Genomic DNA, 16,831 nt, shown 5'->3' with positions numbered 1-16,831 from the left:
CGGACAGCCGGCGGCGAGACGGCCGTGGCCGCCGGACCGATTACTCGATCGGCTCCTGGCCGGGCAGCATCCCGCGTTCGACCCGCTTCTCGACGTCGGCCTTGATGTAGCGGATGTACAGCCAGACCGACCCGAAGACGACTCCCACCACCGCGATCGACCAGTGGAAGAGCCCCCCGATGATCAGCACGACCTGCAGGCCCAGATCGAGGTTGATCGCGTACGGCCGACCCTGCATCCCGGCGGCCAGGATCATCGCGATGACGACGAGCGTGAGGTATCCGCCGGACAACCAGGTCAGCCCGTCGCCGAGGCGCCACACGATCGGGAACGCCAGGATCACGACGATGACCTCCAGGATCATCGTGCCGGCCATCACGCCGCGGAGCCCCTTCCACGGATCGTTCGTGGGTGGGGTGTACCGGGTCATGAGGGTTCCTTACCGAAGAGTGTTCGCGCGGCACCGGCGGTCACGACGGACCCGGTGATGACCACGCCCGCACCGGACACGCGTTCGCCGTCGGCTTCCTCGGCCAGTGCGATGGCCTCCTCGACGGCGTCGGGCAGGAAGGGTTTGACGACCACGCGGTCCTCGCCGAACACCTCCCGCGCGTACTCCGCGAGCGTCTCGGGCTCCAGGGCCCGTGGCGACCCGTTGTCGGTGACGACGACCGCGTCGAGCACCGGCTCGAGGGCTTCGAGGACTCCGCGGGCGTCCTTGTCACCCAGCACGCCGATGACGCCGACGAGTCGACGGAAGTCGAACTCCTCGGCCAGCGCCTGCGCCAGCGCCGCGGCTCCGTGGGGATTGTGCGCCGCGTCGGCGAACACCGTCGGGGCGCTGCGCAGTCGCTCGAGCCGTCCGGGGTTGGCGACGGACGCGAAACCCGTACGCACCGCGTCGATGTCGAGCTGACGATCGGCGCCCGCACCGAAGAACGCCTCCACCGCCGCGAGCGCCAGCGCCGCGTTGGCCGCCTGATGTGCACCGTGCAGCGGCACGAAGATCTCGTCGTAGACACCGCCGAGGCCCTGGATGGTGAGCATCTGCCCACCGACGGCGATGACCGAGTCGAGGACCGCGAACTCCGATCCCTGGCGGGCGACGATGGTGCCCGCATCGACGGCCGCGCGCAGCAGGACGTCCATCACCTCGGGGCTCTGTTCGGCGATCACCGTGACGGGATCGACGGTGCCGGCCGCATCGGGTTCGGCGGGCTTGATGATGCCGGCCTTCTCCCCCGCGATGGCGGTCAGGGTGTCGCCGAGATAGTCCGCGTGGTCCATCGCGATCGGTGTGATGACCGAGACCGTGCCGTCGATGACGTTGGTCGCGTCCCATCGACCGCCCATGCCCGTCTCGACGACGGCGACGTCCACCGGCGCCTCGGCGAAGACCGCATACGCCATCGCGGTCAGCACCTCGAACTTACTCATCCGGGGTCCACCCGCCGCTGTCGACGAATCGTCGACCATGGTGATGTACGGCTCGAGTTCCCGATAGGTGTCGATGTAGGTGCGTGCCGGAATCGGCTTGCCGTCGACCGAGATCCGCTCGGTGACGCGCTGCAGGTGCGGACTCGTGATCCGGCCCGTGCGCCGGTGCAGCGCGGACAGCAACGCGTCGACCATCCTGGTGACCGACGTCTTGCCGTTCGTCCCGGCGATGTGGATCGCGGGGTATCCGTGCTGGGGGGATCCGAGCAGATCCATGAGCGTCGCGATGCGGGTCAGCGACGGCTCGATCTTGGTCTCGGGCCACCGGGTGTCGAGCTCGGCCTCGACCTCGGCGAGTTCGGCGAGATCGTCGGCGCTGTCAGTGACGCGCAGCCGCGCCGGCTCGGCATCCGGATCGGGTTCGTCCTCCCCCAGGATCGCCGAGAGACCCAGGGGGTCGCCTGCCGCATCCATTCCCAGGACGGCTGGATCCTCTTCGGGGAAACCGGTGTCGTCGCTCACGCGCCGGCCAGACTCGCCAGCTTCGCGTTCAACCGTTCGACCTCTTCGGTCGCGATCCGCTGACGGTCCCGGATCTTGGCGACCACGTGGTCGGGCGCCTTGGACAGGAACTGTTCGTTGCCCAGTTTCGCCGAGGTCGTCGACAGTTCCTTCTCGGCCACCGCCAGGTCCTTGGCGAGCCGCTTGCGTTCGGCTTCGACGTCGACGGTGCCCGAGGTGTCGATCGCGACGACCACGGTGGCCACGCTCAGGCGGACCTCGATGGTCGCGGTCGCGCCGAAGTCGGGACCGGCCGGGTCCAGGCGCGCGAGGGAGGTCACGTACGGCAGCAGGTGTTCGAGCCCGGCTTCGCCGAGTCCGTCGAACTGCACGGCGACGCGCTGGCCCGGACGGAGACCCTGATCGCTGCGGAAACGCCGCACCTCGGTGATCAGTCGCTGCAGATCGTCCACGCGGGCGGCCGAATCCGACGACCAATCGCGTCCGGAAGTGGTCGGCCAGGGGGCGACCACGAGCGATTCACCCCCGGTGAGCGCCTTCCACAGCACCTCGGTGACGAACGGCATCACCGGCGACAGCGCGCGCAGCAACGGCTCTAGGACCGCGCCCAGCACGAGCGACGTTGCTTCCGAACGCTTCTCGTCGTTCTCGGCGAACTGCACCTTCGCGAGTTCGAGGTACCAGTCGCAGACCTCGTCCCACGCGAAGTGGTAGAGCGCCTCGCATGCCTTCGAGAACTCGTAGGACTCGAACCCGGCGTCGATCTCGGCGAGCACCTCGTCGAGCCGGCCGAGGATCCACCGGTCGGCGTCGGTCAGCGTCTCGGCGTCGGGGAGCTCGCCGACCTTCGCGCCGTTCATCAACGCGAACTTGGTGGCGTTGTAGAGCTTGGTGGCGAAGTTGCGCGACGACTGGGCGTGGTCCTCGCCGACCGAGATGTCCGAACCGGGGTTGGCACCGCGGGCGAGCGTGAAGCGCAGGGCGTCGGCCCCGAAGCGCTCCACCCAGTCGAGCGGGTCGATGCCGTTGCCCTTCGACTTCGACATCTTGCGGCCGTGCTCGTCGCGCACCAGGCCGTGCAGGAACAGGTTGTGGAACGGGATCTCGTTGCCCGGACCCAGATCCTTGCCCACATAGGTGCCGAACATCATCATGCGGGCCACCCAGAAGAACAGGATGTCGTACCCGGTGACGAGAACCGAGGTGGGATAGAACTTCTCGAGATCCGCGGTCTGATCGGGCCAGCCCATCGTGGAGAACGGCCACAGCCCGGAGGAGAACCAGGTGTCGAGGACGTCGGTCTCCTGGACGTAACCCTCGGGGGCCTGCTCGTCGGGTCCGACGCACACCACCTCGCCGTCGGGTCCGTACCAGATCGGGATGCGGTGACCCCACCACAGCTGACGCGAGATACACCAGTCGTGCATGTCGTCGACCCAGCTGAACCAGCGCGGCTCCATCGACTTCGGGTGGATCACCGTGGACCCGTCCCGCACCGCGTCGCCGGCCGCCGCGGCCAGCGTGGAGACCGCCACCCACCACTGCATCGACAGGCGCGGTTCGATCGGCTCGCCGGTGCGCTCCGAATGCCCGACGCTGTGCAGGTACGGACGCACCTCTTTCACGATCCGGCCCTGTTCGGCCAGCGCCTCGCGCACCTTGACACGCGCCTCGAAGCGGTCCATGCCGTCGAATTCGGTTCCGGTGTCGGCGATCCGGGCCGATTCGTCCATGATCGTCGGCATCGGCAAGTTGTGTCGCTGCCCGAGCGCGAAGTCGTTGGGGTCGTGTGCCGGCGTGATCTTGACTGCGCCGCTGCCGAATTCGGGGTCGACGTAATCATCGGCGACGATCGGGATCATCCGGTCGACAAAGGGGTGCGGCAGTGCGGTGCCGACCAGGTGGGCATACCGTTCGTCGTCGGGGTGCACCGCGATCGCGGTGTCGCCGAGCATCGTCTCGAGTCGGGTCGTCGCGACGACGATGTGAGGCTCGGTGTCGTCGAGTGACCCGTAGCGGAAGCTGACGAGCTCGCCCTCGACGTCGGCGTAACTCACCTCGATGTCGCTGACGGCGGTCTTGAGGACCGGCGACCAGTTGACGAGGCGCTCGGCCTGATAGATCAGCCCGTCGTCGAACATCTTCTTGAAGACGGTGTGCACCGCGCGCGACAGACCCTCGTCCATCGTGAAGCGTTCGCGCGACCAGTCGACACTGTCGCCGAGCCGGCGCATCTGCTCGCCGATGTTGCCGCTGATCTCGGCCTTCTCGGCCCACACGCGGTCGATGAACGCTTCCCGGCCGAGGTCGTCGCGCGTCTTGCCCTCGGTGGCGAGTTTTCGCTCGACCATCGTCTGCATCGCGATCGCCGCGTGGTCCATGCCGGGGAGCCACAGCACCTCGTAGCCCTGCATCCGACGACGACGCGAGAGCGCGTCCATCAGGACGTGCTCGTAGGCGTGGCCCATGTGCAGCGAGCCATTGACATTCGGCGGCGGGATCACGATGGAGAACGGCGGCTTGTCACTCGCCGCGTCCGCGGTGAAGTACCCGGCGTCCACCCAGCCCTGGTAGAGCGACGCCTCGTGCTCAGCGGGGTCCCAGGACTTCGGCAACCCGGTCTCGGGTACGGCAGTCCGGGGCGACGCTGTCTCGGGCAACGCGGATGTCTGGTCGGGTGATGTCACGGCCGCTATTCTATGTTTTCGCCGGGCCGGACCTCGCCCGGGACCCGTCCGCGCCCGAGCGCTTCGTGCTAACCCGCGGAGACGCGCAATCTGTGCAGGTCCTCAGGCGCGTTGACGTTGACCAGCCAGTCCGGATCGGAGATCCCCACCCGATGGGTGTTGAGCGCCTCGATCGCGCCCAGCATGCGCCGTTCGCCGCCGGCGACGACATCCGCGATCATCGCCGCGGCATCCGTGCGGTAGATCCCCGCCATCGGATGATCCCGCTGGGCGTCGTGGGCGATGACCGCCTGCGTCGAGTCGGTCAGCCCCAGCCTCAGCTCGTCGATCAGTTCCGGCGCGATCAGCGGCATGTCCGTGGCACAGACGAACGCGAACTCGGCACCCGCGGCAGCCGCCGCGGACAGGCCCGCGACGAGCCCGCCGAGCGGACCCGTCCCCTCCTGTTCGTCGGTCACCCAGTGCACCTTCGACGAATCGATCCCCGGCGCCGCCCGGTCGCGGATGTCGTCGACGCCGCGGAATGCCGCAGACGTCTCGCCCGCGACGACCAGCACCGGATCGCAGCGCTGGGACACCACCCGCACCACTCGCGCGAGCATGGGTTCACCGTCCCAGTCGAGCGCGGCCTTGTCGCTGCCCATCCGTCGCGAACGTCCACCCGCCAGCACCAGGCCGGCGAGCACCGAGGTATCCGATCCGTGTTGAGTCACATCGCTCAGTGTGCTCGATGCGGCACCGCCGCGGGGCGAGATGGACAAGAGAAAGCCCCGCCCGGGTCTACCCGGGCGGGGCTTTCTCGTCGTCAGTCGTGCGCGTCAGGCGCTCTTGTCGCGACGCTCGTCGCTGGAGGCCTTGCGGGGCACGATGGTCGGGAGGACGTTGTCGCGGACTGTCTCCCCGGTCACGACGACCTTCTCGACGTCGTCGCGGCTCGGGATGTCGTACATCACCGGCAGCAGGACCTCTTCCATGATGGCCCGCAGGCCGCGGGCACCGGTGCCGCGGTGAATTGCCTGATCGGCGACCGCCTCGAGGGCGTCCTTGGTGAACTCCAGCTCGACATTGTCCATGTCGAACAGCCGGGTGTACTGCTTCACCAGCGCGTTCTTCGGCTCCGACAGGATGCTCACCAGCGAGTCCTTGTCCAGGTTCGTCACCGACGCGACGACCGGCAGACGGCCGATGAACTCCGGGATCAGGCCGAACTTGATCAGGTCCTCCGGCATGACGTCGGCGAACTGATCCGAGGTGTCCACCTCGTCCTTGCTCGCCACTTCGTTGCCGAAGCCGAGACCGCGCTTGCCGATCCGCTCGGACACGATCTTCTCCAGACCGGCGAACGCGCCGGCCACGATGAACAGCACGTTCGTCGTGTCGATCTGGATGAACTCCTGATGCGGATGCTTGCGTCCACCCTGCGGCGGCACCGACGCCTGCGTGCCCTCGAGGATCTTCAGCAGCGCCTGCTGGACTCCCTCACCGGACACATCGCGCGTGATCGACGGGTTCTCGCTCTTGCGGGCGATCTTGTCGACCTCGTCGATGTAGATGATGCCGGTCTCGGCACGCTTGACGTCGTAGTCGGCGGCCTGGATCAGCTTGAGCAGGATGTTCTCGACGTCCTCGCCGACATATCCGGCCTCGGTCAGCGCGGTTGCGTCGGCGATCGCGAACGGCACGTTGAGCATCTTCGCCAGGGTCTGCGCCAGGTACGTCTTGCCGCATCCGGTGGGGCCGAGCATCAGGATGTTCGACTTCATCAGCTCGACGGTCTCACCCGTCCGGGCGTCCTTCTTCTCGCCCGCCTGGATGCGCTTGTAGTGGTTGTAGACCGCCACCGCGAGCGTCCGCTTCGCCGTGTCCTGGCCGATGACGTACTTCTCGAGGAAGTCACGGATCTCGGTCGGCTTCGGCAGCTCGTCGAGCTTGACGTCGCCGTTCTCGGCCAGTTCCTCTTCGATGATCTCGTTGCACAGGTCGATGCACTCATCGCAGATGTACACGCCGGGGCCGGCGATGAGCTTCTTCACCTGCTTCTGGCTCTTGCCGCAAAAAGAGCACTTGAGCAGGTCGCCGCCGTCTCCGATTCGTGCCATCTCGCGCTGTACCTACTTCCTCGTTGCCGGACTGTCGTGTCTGGTCCGTCGCGTCGCACGCAGCCGGGCATGGGTCATTTGATCGACACTCGAATGCCCAGTAACCCGACGGTACCCGCGTGTCGCTCGAACTTCGACCGATAAGGCCAAATGTCGCGGCAGAAAATCACCGGGACTTCTGCACTGCCACAACTACTTCTTGGCCAGGACTACTTCTTCATCGACTTCTTGCGGTACTCGAAGACCTCGTCGACGATGCCGTACTCCTTGGCCGCGGCCGCGGTCAGGATGTTGTCGCGGTCGGTGTCCTTGCGGATCTTCTCCTTGTCCTGACCGGTGTGGCTGGCCAGGATCTCGTCGAGGCGATCGCGGATGCGCTCGATCTCGGCGGCCTGGATCTCGAGGTCGGAGACCTGACCCTGGTAGGCGCCGCCGGTGCGCGGCTGGTGGATCAGGACCGTAGCGTTCGGCAACGCCGCACGCTTGCCCGGGGTTCCGCCGGCGAGAAGGATCGCCGCCGCCGAGGCCGCCTCACCGAGGCAGACGGTCACGATGTCACAGTGCACGTACTGCATCGTGTCGTAAATGGCGAGCATGTCGGGCACGCTGCCACCGGGCGAGTTGATGTACATGGTGATGTCGCGGTCGGGGTCCTGCGATTCGAGGACGAGCAGCTGCGCCATGACGTCGTTGGACACGACCTGGTCGATCGGCGTGCCGACGAACACGATCCGCTCTTCGAACAGCTTCGCGTACGGGTCGTACTGTCGCTGGCCGTTCGGGGTGTGCTCGATGAACGACGGCAGGATGTACCGCGCTTCGATGTTCTTCAGCGCCAGGGCCGACGCGGGGATGCCGGCGGCGACCTCGGCGGGCATGCCGTCGAAGGAAAGGGAGTTGGTCATCTGTTGCTCCATTGGGTAGAGGTGGCTCGGCGGTGGGTACGGGAGCGGTCGTCGGACCGGGGTCTCACCGACCCGGGCGCGCGATCACCTTGTCGACGAAGCCGTACTCCTTGGCCTCTTCCGCGGTGAACCACTTGTCGCGGTCGGCGTCGGCCTCGATCTTCTCGAGCGGCTGACCGCTGAACTCGGCGTTGAGCCGGTTCATCTCCTTCTTGGTGAGCGCGAATTGCTCTGCCTGGATGGCGATGTCGGCCGCGGTACCACCGATGCCGGCGGACGGCTGATGCATCATGATGCGCGCGTGCGGCAGTGCATGTCGCTTGCCCTTGGCGCCGGCGGCGAGCAGGAACTGCCCCATCGACGCCGCCATACCCATCGCGTACGTCGCGACGTCGCATTCCGCGAGCTGCATGGTGTCGAAGATCGCCATTCCGGCGGTCACCGACCCACCGGGCGAATTGATGTAGAGGTGGATGTCCTTCTGCGGGTCCTCGGCCGAGAGCAGCAGGATCTGCGCGCACAGCCGGTTCGCGATGTCGTCGTCGACCTGGGTGCCCAGGAAGATGATGCGCTCGCGCAGCAGACGCTCGAACACCGAATCGGTCAGGTTCAACCCAGCCACACCCGAACTCATCGTGGGTGTGTGGATGGTCGGCTCACTCACGGGTTCCTACCTTTGCCTTGTTGTCATGACCTGCGCGTCACCCGCGGGTGACGCGCACGCACATCGAATGCTTCTCTGATGACGTCCTCACCGACACTAACCAATCGACACCCGCGGACACTCCCGAGGACACGCCTCTTCGCTGAGAGCAGAACGGCCTTCGGCACCGTGAACGGCCCGTGCGTGATGGTGGACCGACGGCGATCGCCGGCCCTCGTACTTCGAGGACCGGCGATCGCGGAGGAAACGTGCGGGCTGTGCTGGACCGCGGGAGCCCGATCAGTTGTCGGAGTCGGACTCGTCCGCAGCGGACTCGTCGGCGTCGTCATTGCCGCCGAAGTACTCGGCGGTGTCGACGGTGGCGCCCTTGGTGTCGGTGACGGTCACGTCGCCGACGATGCTCGCCAGCGACTTGCCGCGCCGGACGTCGGCGTAGACCGCACCGACCTGGTTGGCCTGCGTCAGCTGCTGGATGAACTCCTGCGGCTGCATGCCGTAGCGCTGGGCGGTGAAGATGATCTGCTGGGTCAGCTCGTCCTGGCTGACCTCGGTGTCCTGCTGATCGGCGATCGCGTCGAGCAGCAGCTGCTGCTTGACCGACTTCTCCGCCTCAGCACGGGACTCGGCATCCCACTCCTCGCGGGTCTTACCCTGCGCCTCGAGGAATTTGGCGACCTGCTCGTCGTCGTGTCCGAGCGCGTGGATGACCTGGTGCTGCTGACCCTCGACCTCTTCGTCGACGACCTTCTCCGGCAGCGGGATCTCGACGGTCTCGAGGAGCTTGTCGAGCACCGCGTCGCGGATCTTGTTGGCCTGCTCCAGCTTCGCGGACTGCTCGACCCGCTCGGCGAGGCTGGCGCGCAGCTCCTCGACGGTGTCGAACTCGCTGGCCATCTGGGCGAACTCATCGTCGACCTCGGGCAGCTCGCGCTCCTTGACCGACTGCACGGTCACCTTCACGAGGGCCTCCTCGCCCGCGTGATCGCCGGCGACGAGCTTGGTCGTGAACTCTTTGTCCTCGCCGGCCTTCAGGCCGATGAGCGCCTCGTCGAGTCCGTCGATGAGCTGGCCGGAGCCGACCTCATGGGACAGCCCCTCCGTGGTGGCCTCCTCGACGGCCTCGCCGTCGACGGTCGCGGCCAGGTCGATCGACACGAAGTCGCCGTTCTCCACGCCGCGCTCGACGCCCTTGAGGGTGCCGAAGCGGGCGCGCAGGCCTTCGAGCTGCTCGTCGACCGCCGCCTCGTCGACCTCGATCGCGTCGACCTCGACCGACAGGGTCGAGTAGTCGGGCAGGGTGATCTCGGGACGGACGTCGACCTCGGCCGTGAAGGTGACCGACTCGCCGTACTTCAGCTCGGACAGGTCGATCTCGGGCTGGCCGATGGCCTTGGTCTCGGTCTCGGCGACGGCCTCGGAGTACTTGGCCGGGATGGCGTCGTTCACGACCTGCGCGAGAATCGAATCGCGGCCGACACGGGCCTCGATCAGCTTCGCGGGCGCCTTGCCCGGACGGAATCCGGGGATCCGGATCTGCTGGGCCAACGACCGGTAGGCCCGGTCGAAGTCTGCCGACAGCTCCTCGAACGGGACCTCGACGTTGAGCTTGACCCGGGTCGGGGTGAGTTGCTCGACAGTGCTCTTCACGCCTGAATACTCCTTATATCTACGGTGGTGGAAGTTCGGTCGTTCGCGGGCCGTGCACCGGGTGACCGGTCGGGCCACATCGATCAAGTCGGGATGACAGGATTTGAACCTGCGACCCTCCGCTCCCAAAGCGGATGCGCTACCAAGCTGCGCCACATCCCGGGGTCCGAACACGCGAGGGAACCCCGGAGGGCGACCGCGCATCAGGGCCAACAAGAGATAGTACGTGCCACCGCGGCCGGGCCCGCGCACGGGTGCCGCGGCGACGCCGGAACCGATGGTCGTCCGTCGGATGCCACCTCGTCGCATCCACCCCGATTTCGGTTCCGGCGCCGCTGCCGGTACAGTCACTCATCGCACGCGACGCCGGGATCTCGACGGTCACCGCGAGCAACGCGGGTGTAGCTCAATGGTAGAGCCCTAGTCTTCCAAACTAGCTACGCGGGTTCGATTCCCGTCACCCGCTCCACCGGCTCGGAGACACTATCTCCGAGCCTTTTTCGTCGGTCCGGGCTACTCCGTGCGCCTAGTTGGGCGGCTCCGACGGCTTGTTCCACGGCAACGGCAGGGGCGCGTACTCGTAGACGATCTCGGGAGTCGCCTCCTCCTCCGGGTGCCCGGGTGCCGACGAATCGCCGGGGCCGGTCGAGACGATCGGTGGTGGGCAGGGCGCGAACTGGCCTGGCGTTTCCCTCACGTTCCTCCGCTGTCTGCGAACCACATGCGATTCGGGTCGGCGATGTCACAGACCCCCGCCCAAGTCACCCAACCGGACCACATCCCGCCGGTCCGGACTCGTCCTGTGATCCACGCCACACCTGGCGTACCGTTGACCCATGTCCTCCAGCCACACGAAAACCCAACGCCGGTGCGGATCCTGCGGCGCACCCCTGTACGTCCGCCGAGACGTGACCGAGTCCGAGGCCGGCATCGGTCGCGTCGACGTGATGCTCGTCTGCCGGGACGAGGCGTGTTCGCAACCTGCGCAACACCTTCGCACCGAACATCCACAACCCGCCTGAGCGGGAACACGGCGCCCCGAACGAGCAGTCCCCAGTGGGACAAACGATCCTGTTGCATACGAGGGTCCAGCGGCCACAATGAGTCCACGCCGGAACCCGCTGCGTATGCGCGACCTCGAATGTGACGACCGTCACACGCGGTGTCGACAACGACGCTACCTCGGGTTTTGCCACGTCGTACTGAGGGTTCGCGATGGCGGCGTCATTCGGCGTGACCCGCTCCTTGGACCCAAGGCAACGGTTGTGTAACGATGGTTCCGCGCTCAGGCCGATGCGCGAACGAACCATCGAACCGAAGGTACGACCTGTGTTGAACTCTCACCTGCCGACCCCGCGCGCCTCGCGCCGCCGTTCGGCTCGACGACTCGCGGCTGTCGTCTTCGGCGTCCTGGCCATGACCCTCGCACTTCCCGGCGTCGCCAACGCCGTCCCGGTCACCGTGATCCCCGGCCTGCCGCCGGTCGAGATCCCCGCGGTCCCCGGTCTGCCGACCCCGCCGGCGCCGACCACCCCCGAAGCTCCGCAGCCGCCGCCGTCGACGACCGAGGAGAAGCCGGCCGGGCCGGTCATCCCGAACGTCAAGACCGAGACCGGTTACATCGCCCTGGCCGACGACAACACCCACACCATCACCTGGTGGCACAACGGCAAGGTCGTCCGGACGATGCCGATCTCGATGGGTTCGGACAAGAACCCCACCTCGAACGGCGTGTACTACACCAAGGAGAAGTACCGCGACATGTACATGGACTCGTCCACGTACGGCGTCCCGGTCGACTCCGCCGAGGGCTACCGCACCTACGTCGAGTACGCGACCCGGATGTCGTGGGACGGCATCTTCATCCACGGCGCCCCCTGGTCGGTCAATCAGCAGGGTCGCAGCAACGTGAGCCACGGCTGCATCAACGTCACCAACGATCACGCCAAGTGGGTCTACGACAACGTTCCCCGCAACACCCCGATCGTGGTGCGCAACACCATCGGTGGGAAGTATCAGAACACCTAGTCTCGAGCAGACTACGAGGGCCGGTCACCGTCAGGTGACCGGCCCTCTGTCGTGTGACCAGGTGGCGGCCTGGTCGGCGAACGTCGCCTGGACCTGAAGCCACTGGGCGATGACCTGACAACCGGTGGACGCCGGATCGGTGACCGAGGTCCGCCGATAGGGGTCGCTCCGATACGACGTGTGCCGGCCACCCACGGCGTTGGTCAGCCACACACCACCCACCCGGATGCGCGACGGGAGGTAGCACCTGACCTCACGCCACGCCGCCAGCATCCGCCCGGGGTCGCGCCGCCACTGCGCCGGCCGGACCGACGTCCGCCGTGCGTTCTGCAAGTCGTTGGCGCGCAACACATCCCACGCACTCCTCCCCCATCGGCCGAGCCCGGCCAGCGTCATCGAGCCGGTGAGGTCGGCGACGTCGCGGACAAGCGAGTCCGCGTCGGCGTTGCAGATCACATCCTGGGACGCGCCCACCCAGTACACGGGCAGCCCGGTCGGTAGATCCGCTCCCGGGCCGGCGACTCCCCACCCGTCGCAACCGGGCACCACGCCCGGCGGCTGGTGCGGGTCGGCGACCAGCCCGACACCGAGCACCCGGTCCAGGTCGGACGCACTCTCGGCATCTCCGGTCGCCAGATCGGCGACCGCGGATCGGATGACCACGGCCCCCTGCGAGTAACCCACCAGCGCGACCGGTCCTGCCGTGGCGCGGATGGCCGCCCGCAGTCGGCCCGCACCGATCCCGACGCTCTCGACGAAACTCATCCCGCCCGGACGCGGGGCGGGACCATAGCTCGCGGGGTATCCGATCCACCGACAGTCGAAGCGGTCATCGAGTTCGTCGGCCACTCCGGTGAGGAGCCCGGACACCTCGGTCCGTGGGTCACCGGGATACGACTCCCCCGTCCCGCCGACCACGAAGACAGTGATCGGCGGTGTCCCGCCGGGCCGTGGCGGGGTTTTGACATGCTGCACCTCACCCATGGTGGGTCCCGGATGTGTGAACCGCCCGCAGGAGCGCTGAGGGCTCCCTGAGATTCCCACCTCGACCGTGTCACGGCGCCGCGGCCCACACCTCGCAGCCGTGACCGATCAGGACGCTTGCGCCGGTGGCGGTTTGGCGACGTAGTCGGCGGTCTCGATGATCGCCACGAAGAAACCGCTGCCCTCGATCACATTGGCGCTGTGCACCAGGCCGGCCGGTATGTAGATGCTCGCGGGCGCCTCGACCTCATAGACCTCGTCCCCGAGCGTGATCTCGTAGACCAGACGGTCGAGCGACAGCAGGATGTTGATCTCCGGGCAGTCGTGCACGTGCGGCTCGCAGTAGTCACGTGAAGCCGCCGAGACGGCCCGCATCTCATGTGCCACGACGCGTTTCTCGGCCTCCGGGAAAAGGTCCCCACCGGCCAGCACACGACGGGTGATCGGCGCGTCGGCCGCGCCGTGGAAAGGTACGTCTCGGAGTGGGGACACCTCGCCCCGCGAGATCAGTCCGGCATGAGACCGGATGCTTTCGCTGATTGTCACACTGCCCCCTCTTGTCTCCCCGACCGTTCGCATGAGTAAGAACCTCACGGCTCCGCACATGCTACTAAGGTTCGGCTATCCACACCGACCGGGCAGTAACCTGTCAGGTCTGGCAGACGGGACACCAATACAGTTTTCGGGCCTCCAGATCGGCGATCAGGACGGGTGTCCGGCAGATCCGGCATGGCTCGCCCGCCCGCCGGTACACGTAGGTCCGCGGACGGTTCGGGGCGTAGGACGGCGCCCCGGAATCGTCTTCGGGCCGGATCACGTGAATGCGTCCACGACGCACGCCGATCTTCATGAGAGTCACCAGGTCGGACCACAGAGCGTCGAATTCGTCTCGGAGAACACGCTTTCCGGGTCTCATCGGATCGATGCCCGCGCGGAAGAGGATCTCGGCGCGATACACGTTGCCGATCCCGGCGATGACCTTCTGGTCCATCAGCAGGGCGCCGACGGGCCGCGCGGACCGCGAGATCGCCGACCATGCCCAGCCGGGGTCGGCGTCGCGTCTCAGCGGATCCGGACCGAGTCGGGCGACCAACGCCTCGAGATCGGCGGGGTGGTAGATCTCACACGCCGTCGGACCCCGAAGGTCCGTTCCGGCGGTCTCGGTCTCGATGCGGAGTCGAACCTGCCCGACCGGTTCCGGCACGGGCACCGCGAGTTCGGTGAACGAGCCGTACAGCCCGAGGTGGATGTGCACCATTCGTTCGGCACGCCCGTCCCGGTAACGATGGACGAGATGCTTGCCCCAGGCCTCGGCCGCGTGGAAGGTGAGTCCGTCCACCATCGCTGCACCGTCGGCGAAGCGACCCTGCGGGCTGCTGACGCGAACCCGCTGCCCGCCGAACAGTCGCTGCTGCCGGCGGGCCAGTCGATGGAGAGTGTGGCCCTCGGGCACGGACTCGGCCGAGACCTACTGGGCCGGGGCCCCCGGCACCTCGGGAGCCTCGCCGGTGCGCTCGTACTCCGCGAGGATGTCGATGCGCCGCTGGTGCCGCGCCTCTTCCGACCACGGGGTGGCCAGGAACGCGTCGACGATGGCCAGCGCCTCGGCGGTGCTGTGCATCCGGCCGCCGATGCCGATGAGCTGTGCGTTGTTGTGCTGACGGGCGAGCTGGGCGGTCTCGACGCTCCAGGCGAGTGCGCAGCGCGCGCCGGGGACCTTGTTCGCGGCGATCTGTTCGCCGTTGCCGCTGCCGCCGAGGACGATTCCAAGGCTGCCGGGGTCGGCGACGGTCTTGGCCGCGGCGGCGATGCAGAACGCCGGGTAGTCGTCGGCGGGGTCCATCTCGTGGGCACCGCAGTCCACGACCTCGTGGCCGGTGGCCTGGAGGTGGTCTGCGATCTGGTTCTTGAGTTCGAATCCGGCATGGTCGGCACCGAGGTAGACACGCATGGCGTCACTATAGATTGAGGGCGTGGACACGCCCCTGCCCGTCCCCCGCGAGCCGGCCGCCGGCACACCCGCCTCCGGGGCGCCGATCCCCAACGTGCCCGGTGTCGCCGACCCGCCGCCACCCGCGCCGGCCGATCCCGGTCGACGGTGGCTGCGCCCGGCGCACTACGCCGCGCGGCCGCGGCTGCACCCCTGGGAGATCCCCACCCTCGTGCTGGTGATCCTCGCGACGGTGCTCGGGTACGCGGCGATCATCGTCCTCGTGGCGCTGGGCACCCTCGATCAACTCCTGTTGGGCGCGTTGCTGTTTCCGCTCCTGCTGTTCGTGATCCGCGGCCTGACCTATGCATCACCGCGGGTCAACGGCGTACAGATGACGCCGACCCAGTTCCCCGCCGGACACCGGATGGTCGTCGAAGCCGCAGCCCGCTTCGGACTGGAGTACGTGCCGGATGCCTACGTCGTCCTCGGCAACGGAGCGATCAACGCATTCGCCTCCGGGCACGGGTTCCGGCGATTCGTCGTCGTGTACTCCGACCTGTTCGAGGTGGGCGGCGCCGCCCGGGACCCGCAGGCGCTCGAGTTCATCATCGGCCACGAGGTCGGGCACATCGCCGCCGGGCACACCTCGTACTGGCGACAGCTGTCGACGATCGTCGGCATGAACATCCCGGTGCTCGGCGCCGCCCTGTCCCGCGCGCAGGAGTACAGCGCGGACAACTACGGGTACTACGCCAGACCCGGTGGGGCGCCCGGGGCGATGGGTGTCCTGGCCGCCGGCAAGTACATGCTCTCGGCGGTGGACTTCGACCAGTTCGCCGACCGGGCGACCCACGAGCGCGGGTTCTTCACCTTTCTGACCAACGCGATGTCGTCGCATCCGGTGCTGACCTGGCGGGCAGCCGCACTTCGCGACCGGACCCGCGCGGGGGCGATGCTGCTGCGTCCGAGCCAGATCGTCCGGGGCGTCGGGAGCGGAAACGTGGTGGCGGTGCCGCCGCCTCCCCATCCGGCGACGCTCGCGCCCGACGGACTGCCCAACGGCATCGAACCGCCACCACGCTTCTGACGTACGGAACCGCTGTCGCGCAACCGAACCCGATCAGTCGAACTGCGGATCCTCGTTGCGCGTCCGCTTGAGCTCGAAGAAGTGGGGGTAGGACGCGAGTGCGCGCGCACCGTCCCACACCGTCCCGGCGTCCTCACCACGCGGGATCCGCGACAACACGGGGCCGAAGAAGGCGACGTCGTTGACGTGGATGGTAGGCGTCCCGACATCGTCGCCCACCTTGTCCATTCCGCCGTGGTGGCTCTCGCGGATGACCTCGTCGAACTCGGTACCGTCGGCGGCCTCGGCGAGTGAGGCGTCGAGGCCGACCTCCTCGAGCGCGCCCGCGATGACCTCGTCGAAATCCTTGATGCCCTGGTTGTGGATGCGGGTCCCCATCGCCGTGTAGAGCGGCGCCAGGATCTCGTCACCCTTCTGCGCCGCGGCGGCGGCGATGACCCGGACCGGACGCCAGGCGTGCTTGAGGCCCTCGCGGTACTCCTCGGGGATGTCCTTGCCCTCGTTGAGGACGGCGAGGCTCATGATGTGGAAGTTGACCTCGATCGGCCGGACCTTCTCGGCCTCGAGGATCCAGCGTGAGGTGATCCAGCACCACGGGCAGAGCGGGTCGAACCAGAAATCGACGCGATCGGTGGGCTGGGCCTGCTCTGACATGGAACATCCTCTCGAGAGTCGACATTGAACACGTGCCGCCGACGATCGGCCGGTGGCGCCGTCGGACGGCTCAACACCCCGGCGGTTCGAACTGTTCCCGATGCGCGGAGCAGTCGCCGTCGCTGTGGATTCGCGGGGCCCGGTCCGGGCACGGTGTGAGATGGTGCAAGAACCGCCGAGGAAG

The 16,831-nt window shown here is 67.4% G+C and carries 17 protein-coding genes and 2 tRNA genes; 4 read left to right on the top strand and 15 right to left on the bottom strand.

All coding sequences use genetic code 11. The features are described 5' to 3' along the window. Window positions 1–40: 40 nt before the first annotated feature. From GR168_RS09735 to GR168_RS09695, 9 genes are all read right to left on the bottom strand, one after another. Window positions 41–430 (bottom strand): DUF4233 domain-containing protein, encoded by a 390-nt coding sequence (locus GR168_RS09735; RefSeq protein WP_058250055.1) that lies wholly within the window; start codon window positions 428–430, stop codon window positions 41–43. Then, window positions 427–1,959 (bottom strand): folylpolyglutamate synthase/dihydrofolate synthase family protein, encoded by a 1,533-nt coding sequence (locus GR168_RS09730; protein WP_068972581.1) that lies wholly within the window; start codon window positions 1,957–1,959, stop codon window positions 427–429. The genes GR168_RS09735 and GR168_RS09730 overlap by 4 nt, the downstream gene beginning before the upstream one ends. Further along, window positions 1,956–4,619, bottom strand: coding sequence for a valine--tRNA ligase (locus GR168_RS09725; RefSeq protein ID WP_139104505.1), 2,664 nt, complete (start codon window positions 4,617–4,619; stop codon window positions 1,956–1,958). The genes GR168_RS09730 and GR168_RS09725 overlap by 4 nt, the downstream gene beginning before the upstream one ends. A gap of 95 nt (window positions 4,620–4,714) precedes the next feature. Beyond that, entirely contained in the window at window positions 4,715–5,359 is a 645-nt protein-coding gene (locus GR168_RS09720) for a molybdenum cofactor guanylyltransferase (RefSeq protein WP_264186770.1), read from the bottom strand. A 105-nt stretch (window positions 5,360–5,464) separates the two neighbouring features. Then, window positions 5,465–6,745, bottom strand: a complete 1,281-nt coding sequence (gene clpX, locus GR168_RS09715; RefSeq protein ID WP_058250051.1) for an ATP-dependent Clp protease ATP-binding subunit ClpX — start codon at window positions 6,743–6,745, stop codon at window positions 5,465–5,467. A gap of 209 nt (window positions 6,746–6,954) precedes the next feature. Then, window positions 6,955–7,650 carry an ATP-dependent Clp protease proteolytic subunit gene (locus GR168_RS09710; protein ID WP_058250292.1) on the bottom strand — a complete coding sequence of 232 codons (696 nt, stop codon included), beginning with the start codon at window positions 7,648–7,650 and terminating at the stop codon, window positions 6,955–6,957. Window positions 7,651–7,714: 64 nt separating this feature from the next. After that, the gene (locus GR168_RS09705) at window positions 7,715–8,314 is read right to left on the bottom strand and encodes an ATP-dependent Clp protease proteolytic subunit (protein WP_078113597.1); all 600 of its coding nucleotides are present in this window, start codon (window positions 8,312–8,314) and stop codon (window positions 7,715–7,717) included. Between the two features lie 279 nt (window positions 8,315–8,593). Then, on the bottom strand, window positions 8,594–9,961 hold the full coding sequence (gene tig, locus GR168_RS09700; protein ID WP_068972583.1) for a trigger factor: 1,368 nt from the start codon (window positions 9,959–9,961) through the stop codon (window positions 8,594–8,596). Window positions 9,962–10,049: 88 nt separating this feature from the next. Further along, window positions 10,050–10,123: transfer RNA gene (locus GR168_RS09695), tRNA-Pro, on the bottom strand. Window positions 10,124–10,356: 233 nt separating this feature from the next. Between GR168_RS09695 and GR168_RS09690 the strand changes: the two genes are divergently transcribed. Beyond that, window positions 10,357–10,430: transfer RNA gene (locus tag GR168_RS09690), tRNA-Gly, on the top strand. Between the two features lie 57 nt (window positions 10,431–10,487). On the opposite strand, the gene GR168_RS09685 is transcribed toward GR168_RS09690, so the two are convergent. Beyond that, window positions 10,488–10,658, bottom strand: a complete 171-nt coding sequence (locus tag GR168_RS09685) for a hypothetical protein (protein WP_159370620.1) — start codon at window positions 10,656–10,658, stop codon at window positions 10,488–10,490. Window positions 10,659–10,797: 139 nt separating this feature from the next. Between GR168_RS09685 and GR168_RS24240 the strand changes: the two genes are divergently transcribed. Together GR168_RS24240 and GR168_RS09675 are read left to right on the top strand one after the other, a co-directional pair. After that, window positions 10,798–10,983: a hypothetical protein gene (locus GR168_RS24240; RefSeq protein ID WP_058250048.1), complete on the top strand. Its 186-nt coding sequence runs from the start codon at window positions 10,798–10,800 to the stop codon at window positions 10,981–10,983. Between the two features lie 307 nt (window positions 10,984–11,290). After that, window positions 11,291–11,989 (top strand): L,D-transpeptidase, encoded by a 699-nt coding sequence (locus GR168_RS09675; protein WP_065629088.1) that lies wholly within the window; start codon window positions 11,291–11,293, stop codon window positions 11,987–11,989. A 30-nt stretch (window positions 11,990–12,019) separates the two neighbouring features. Here GR168_RS09675 and GR168_RS09670 read toward each other — a convergent pair whose 3' ends face one another. The 4 genes from GR168_RS09670 to GR168_RS09655 form a co-directional block, all read right to left on the bottom strand. Beyond that, the gene (locus GR168_RS09670; protein WP_159370619.1) at window positions 12,020–12,973 is read right to left on the bottom strand and encodes a PE-PPE domain-containing protein; all 954 of its coding nucleotides are present in this window, start codon (window positions 12,971–12,973) and stop codon (window positions 12,020–12,022) included. 108 nt (window positions 12,974–13,081) lie between these two features. Beyond that, entirely contained in the window at window positions 13,082–13,519 is a 438-nt protein-coding gene (locus GR168_RS09665) for a homocitrate synthase (RefSeq protein WP_078113594.1), read from the bottom strand. Window positions 13,520–13,622: 103 nt separating this feature from the next. Further along, window positions 13,623–14,426, bottom strand: a complete 804-nt coding sequence (locus GR168_RS09660) for a DNA-formamidopyrimidine glycosylase family protein (protein ID WP_159370618.1) — start codon at window positions 14,424–14,426, stop codon at window positions 13,623–13,625. Between the two features lie 15 nt (window positions 14,427–14,441). After that, a complete protein-coding gene (locus GR168_RS09655; protein WP_137809326.1) occupies window positions 14,442–14,924 on the bottom strand; it encodes a ribose-5-phosphate isomerase in 483 nt (160 codons plus the stop codon). A gap of 22 nt (window positions 14,925–14,946) precedes the next feature. Between GR168_RS09655 and GR168_RS09650 the strand changes: the two genes are divergently transcribed. Beyond that, the gene (locus GR168_RS09650) at window positions 14,947–15,993 is read left to right on the top strand and encodes a M48 family metallopeptidase (protein ID WP_159370617.1); all 1,047 of its coding nucleotides are present in this window, start codon (window positions 14,947–14,949) and stop codon (window positions 15,991–15,993) included. Window positions 15,994–16,026: 33 nt separating this feature from the next. On the opposite strand, the gene GR168_RS09645 is transcribed toward GR168_RS09650, so the two are convergent. Continuing rightward, the gene (locus GR168_RS09645; protein WP_159370616.1) at window positions 16,027–16,647 is read right to left on the bottom strand and encodes a DsbA family protein; all 621 of its coding nucleotides are present in this window, start codon (window positions 16,645–16,647) and stop codon (window positions 16,027–16,029) included. Window positions 16,648–16,831 lie beyond the last annotated feature (184 nt).

Source organism: Gordonia sp. JH63, assembly GCF_009856645.1.
GTDB classification, from domain to species: Bacteria; Actinomycetota; Actinomycetes; order Mycobacteriales; family Mycobacteriaceae; genus Gordonia; species Gordonia hongkongensis.
This window is presented reverse-complemented; position numbering and strand designations above follow the sequence as displayed.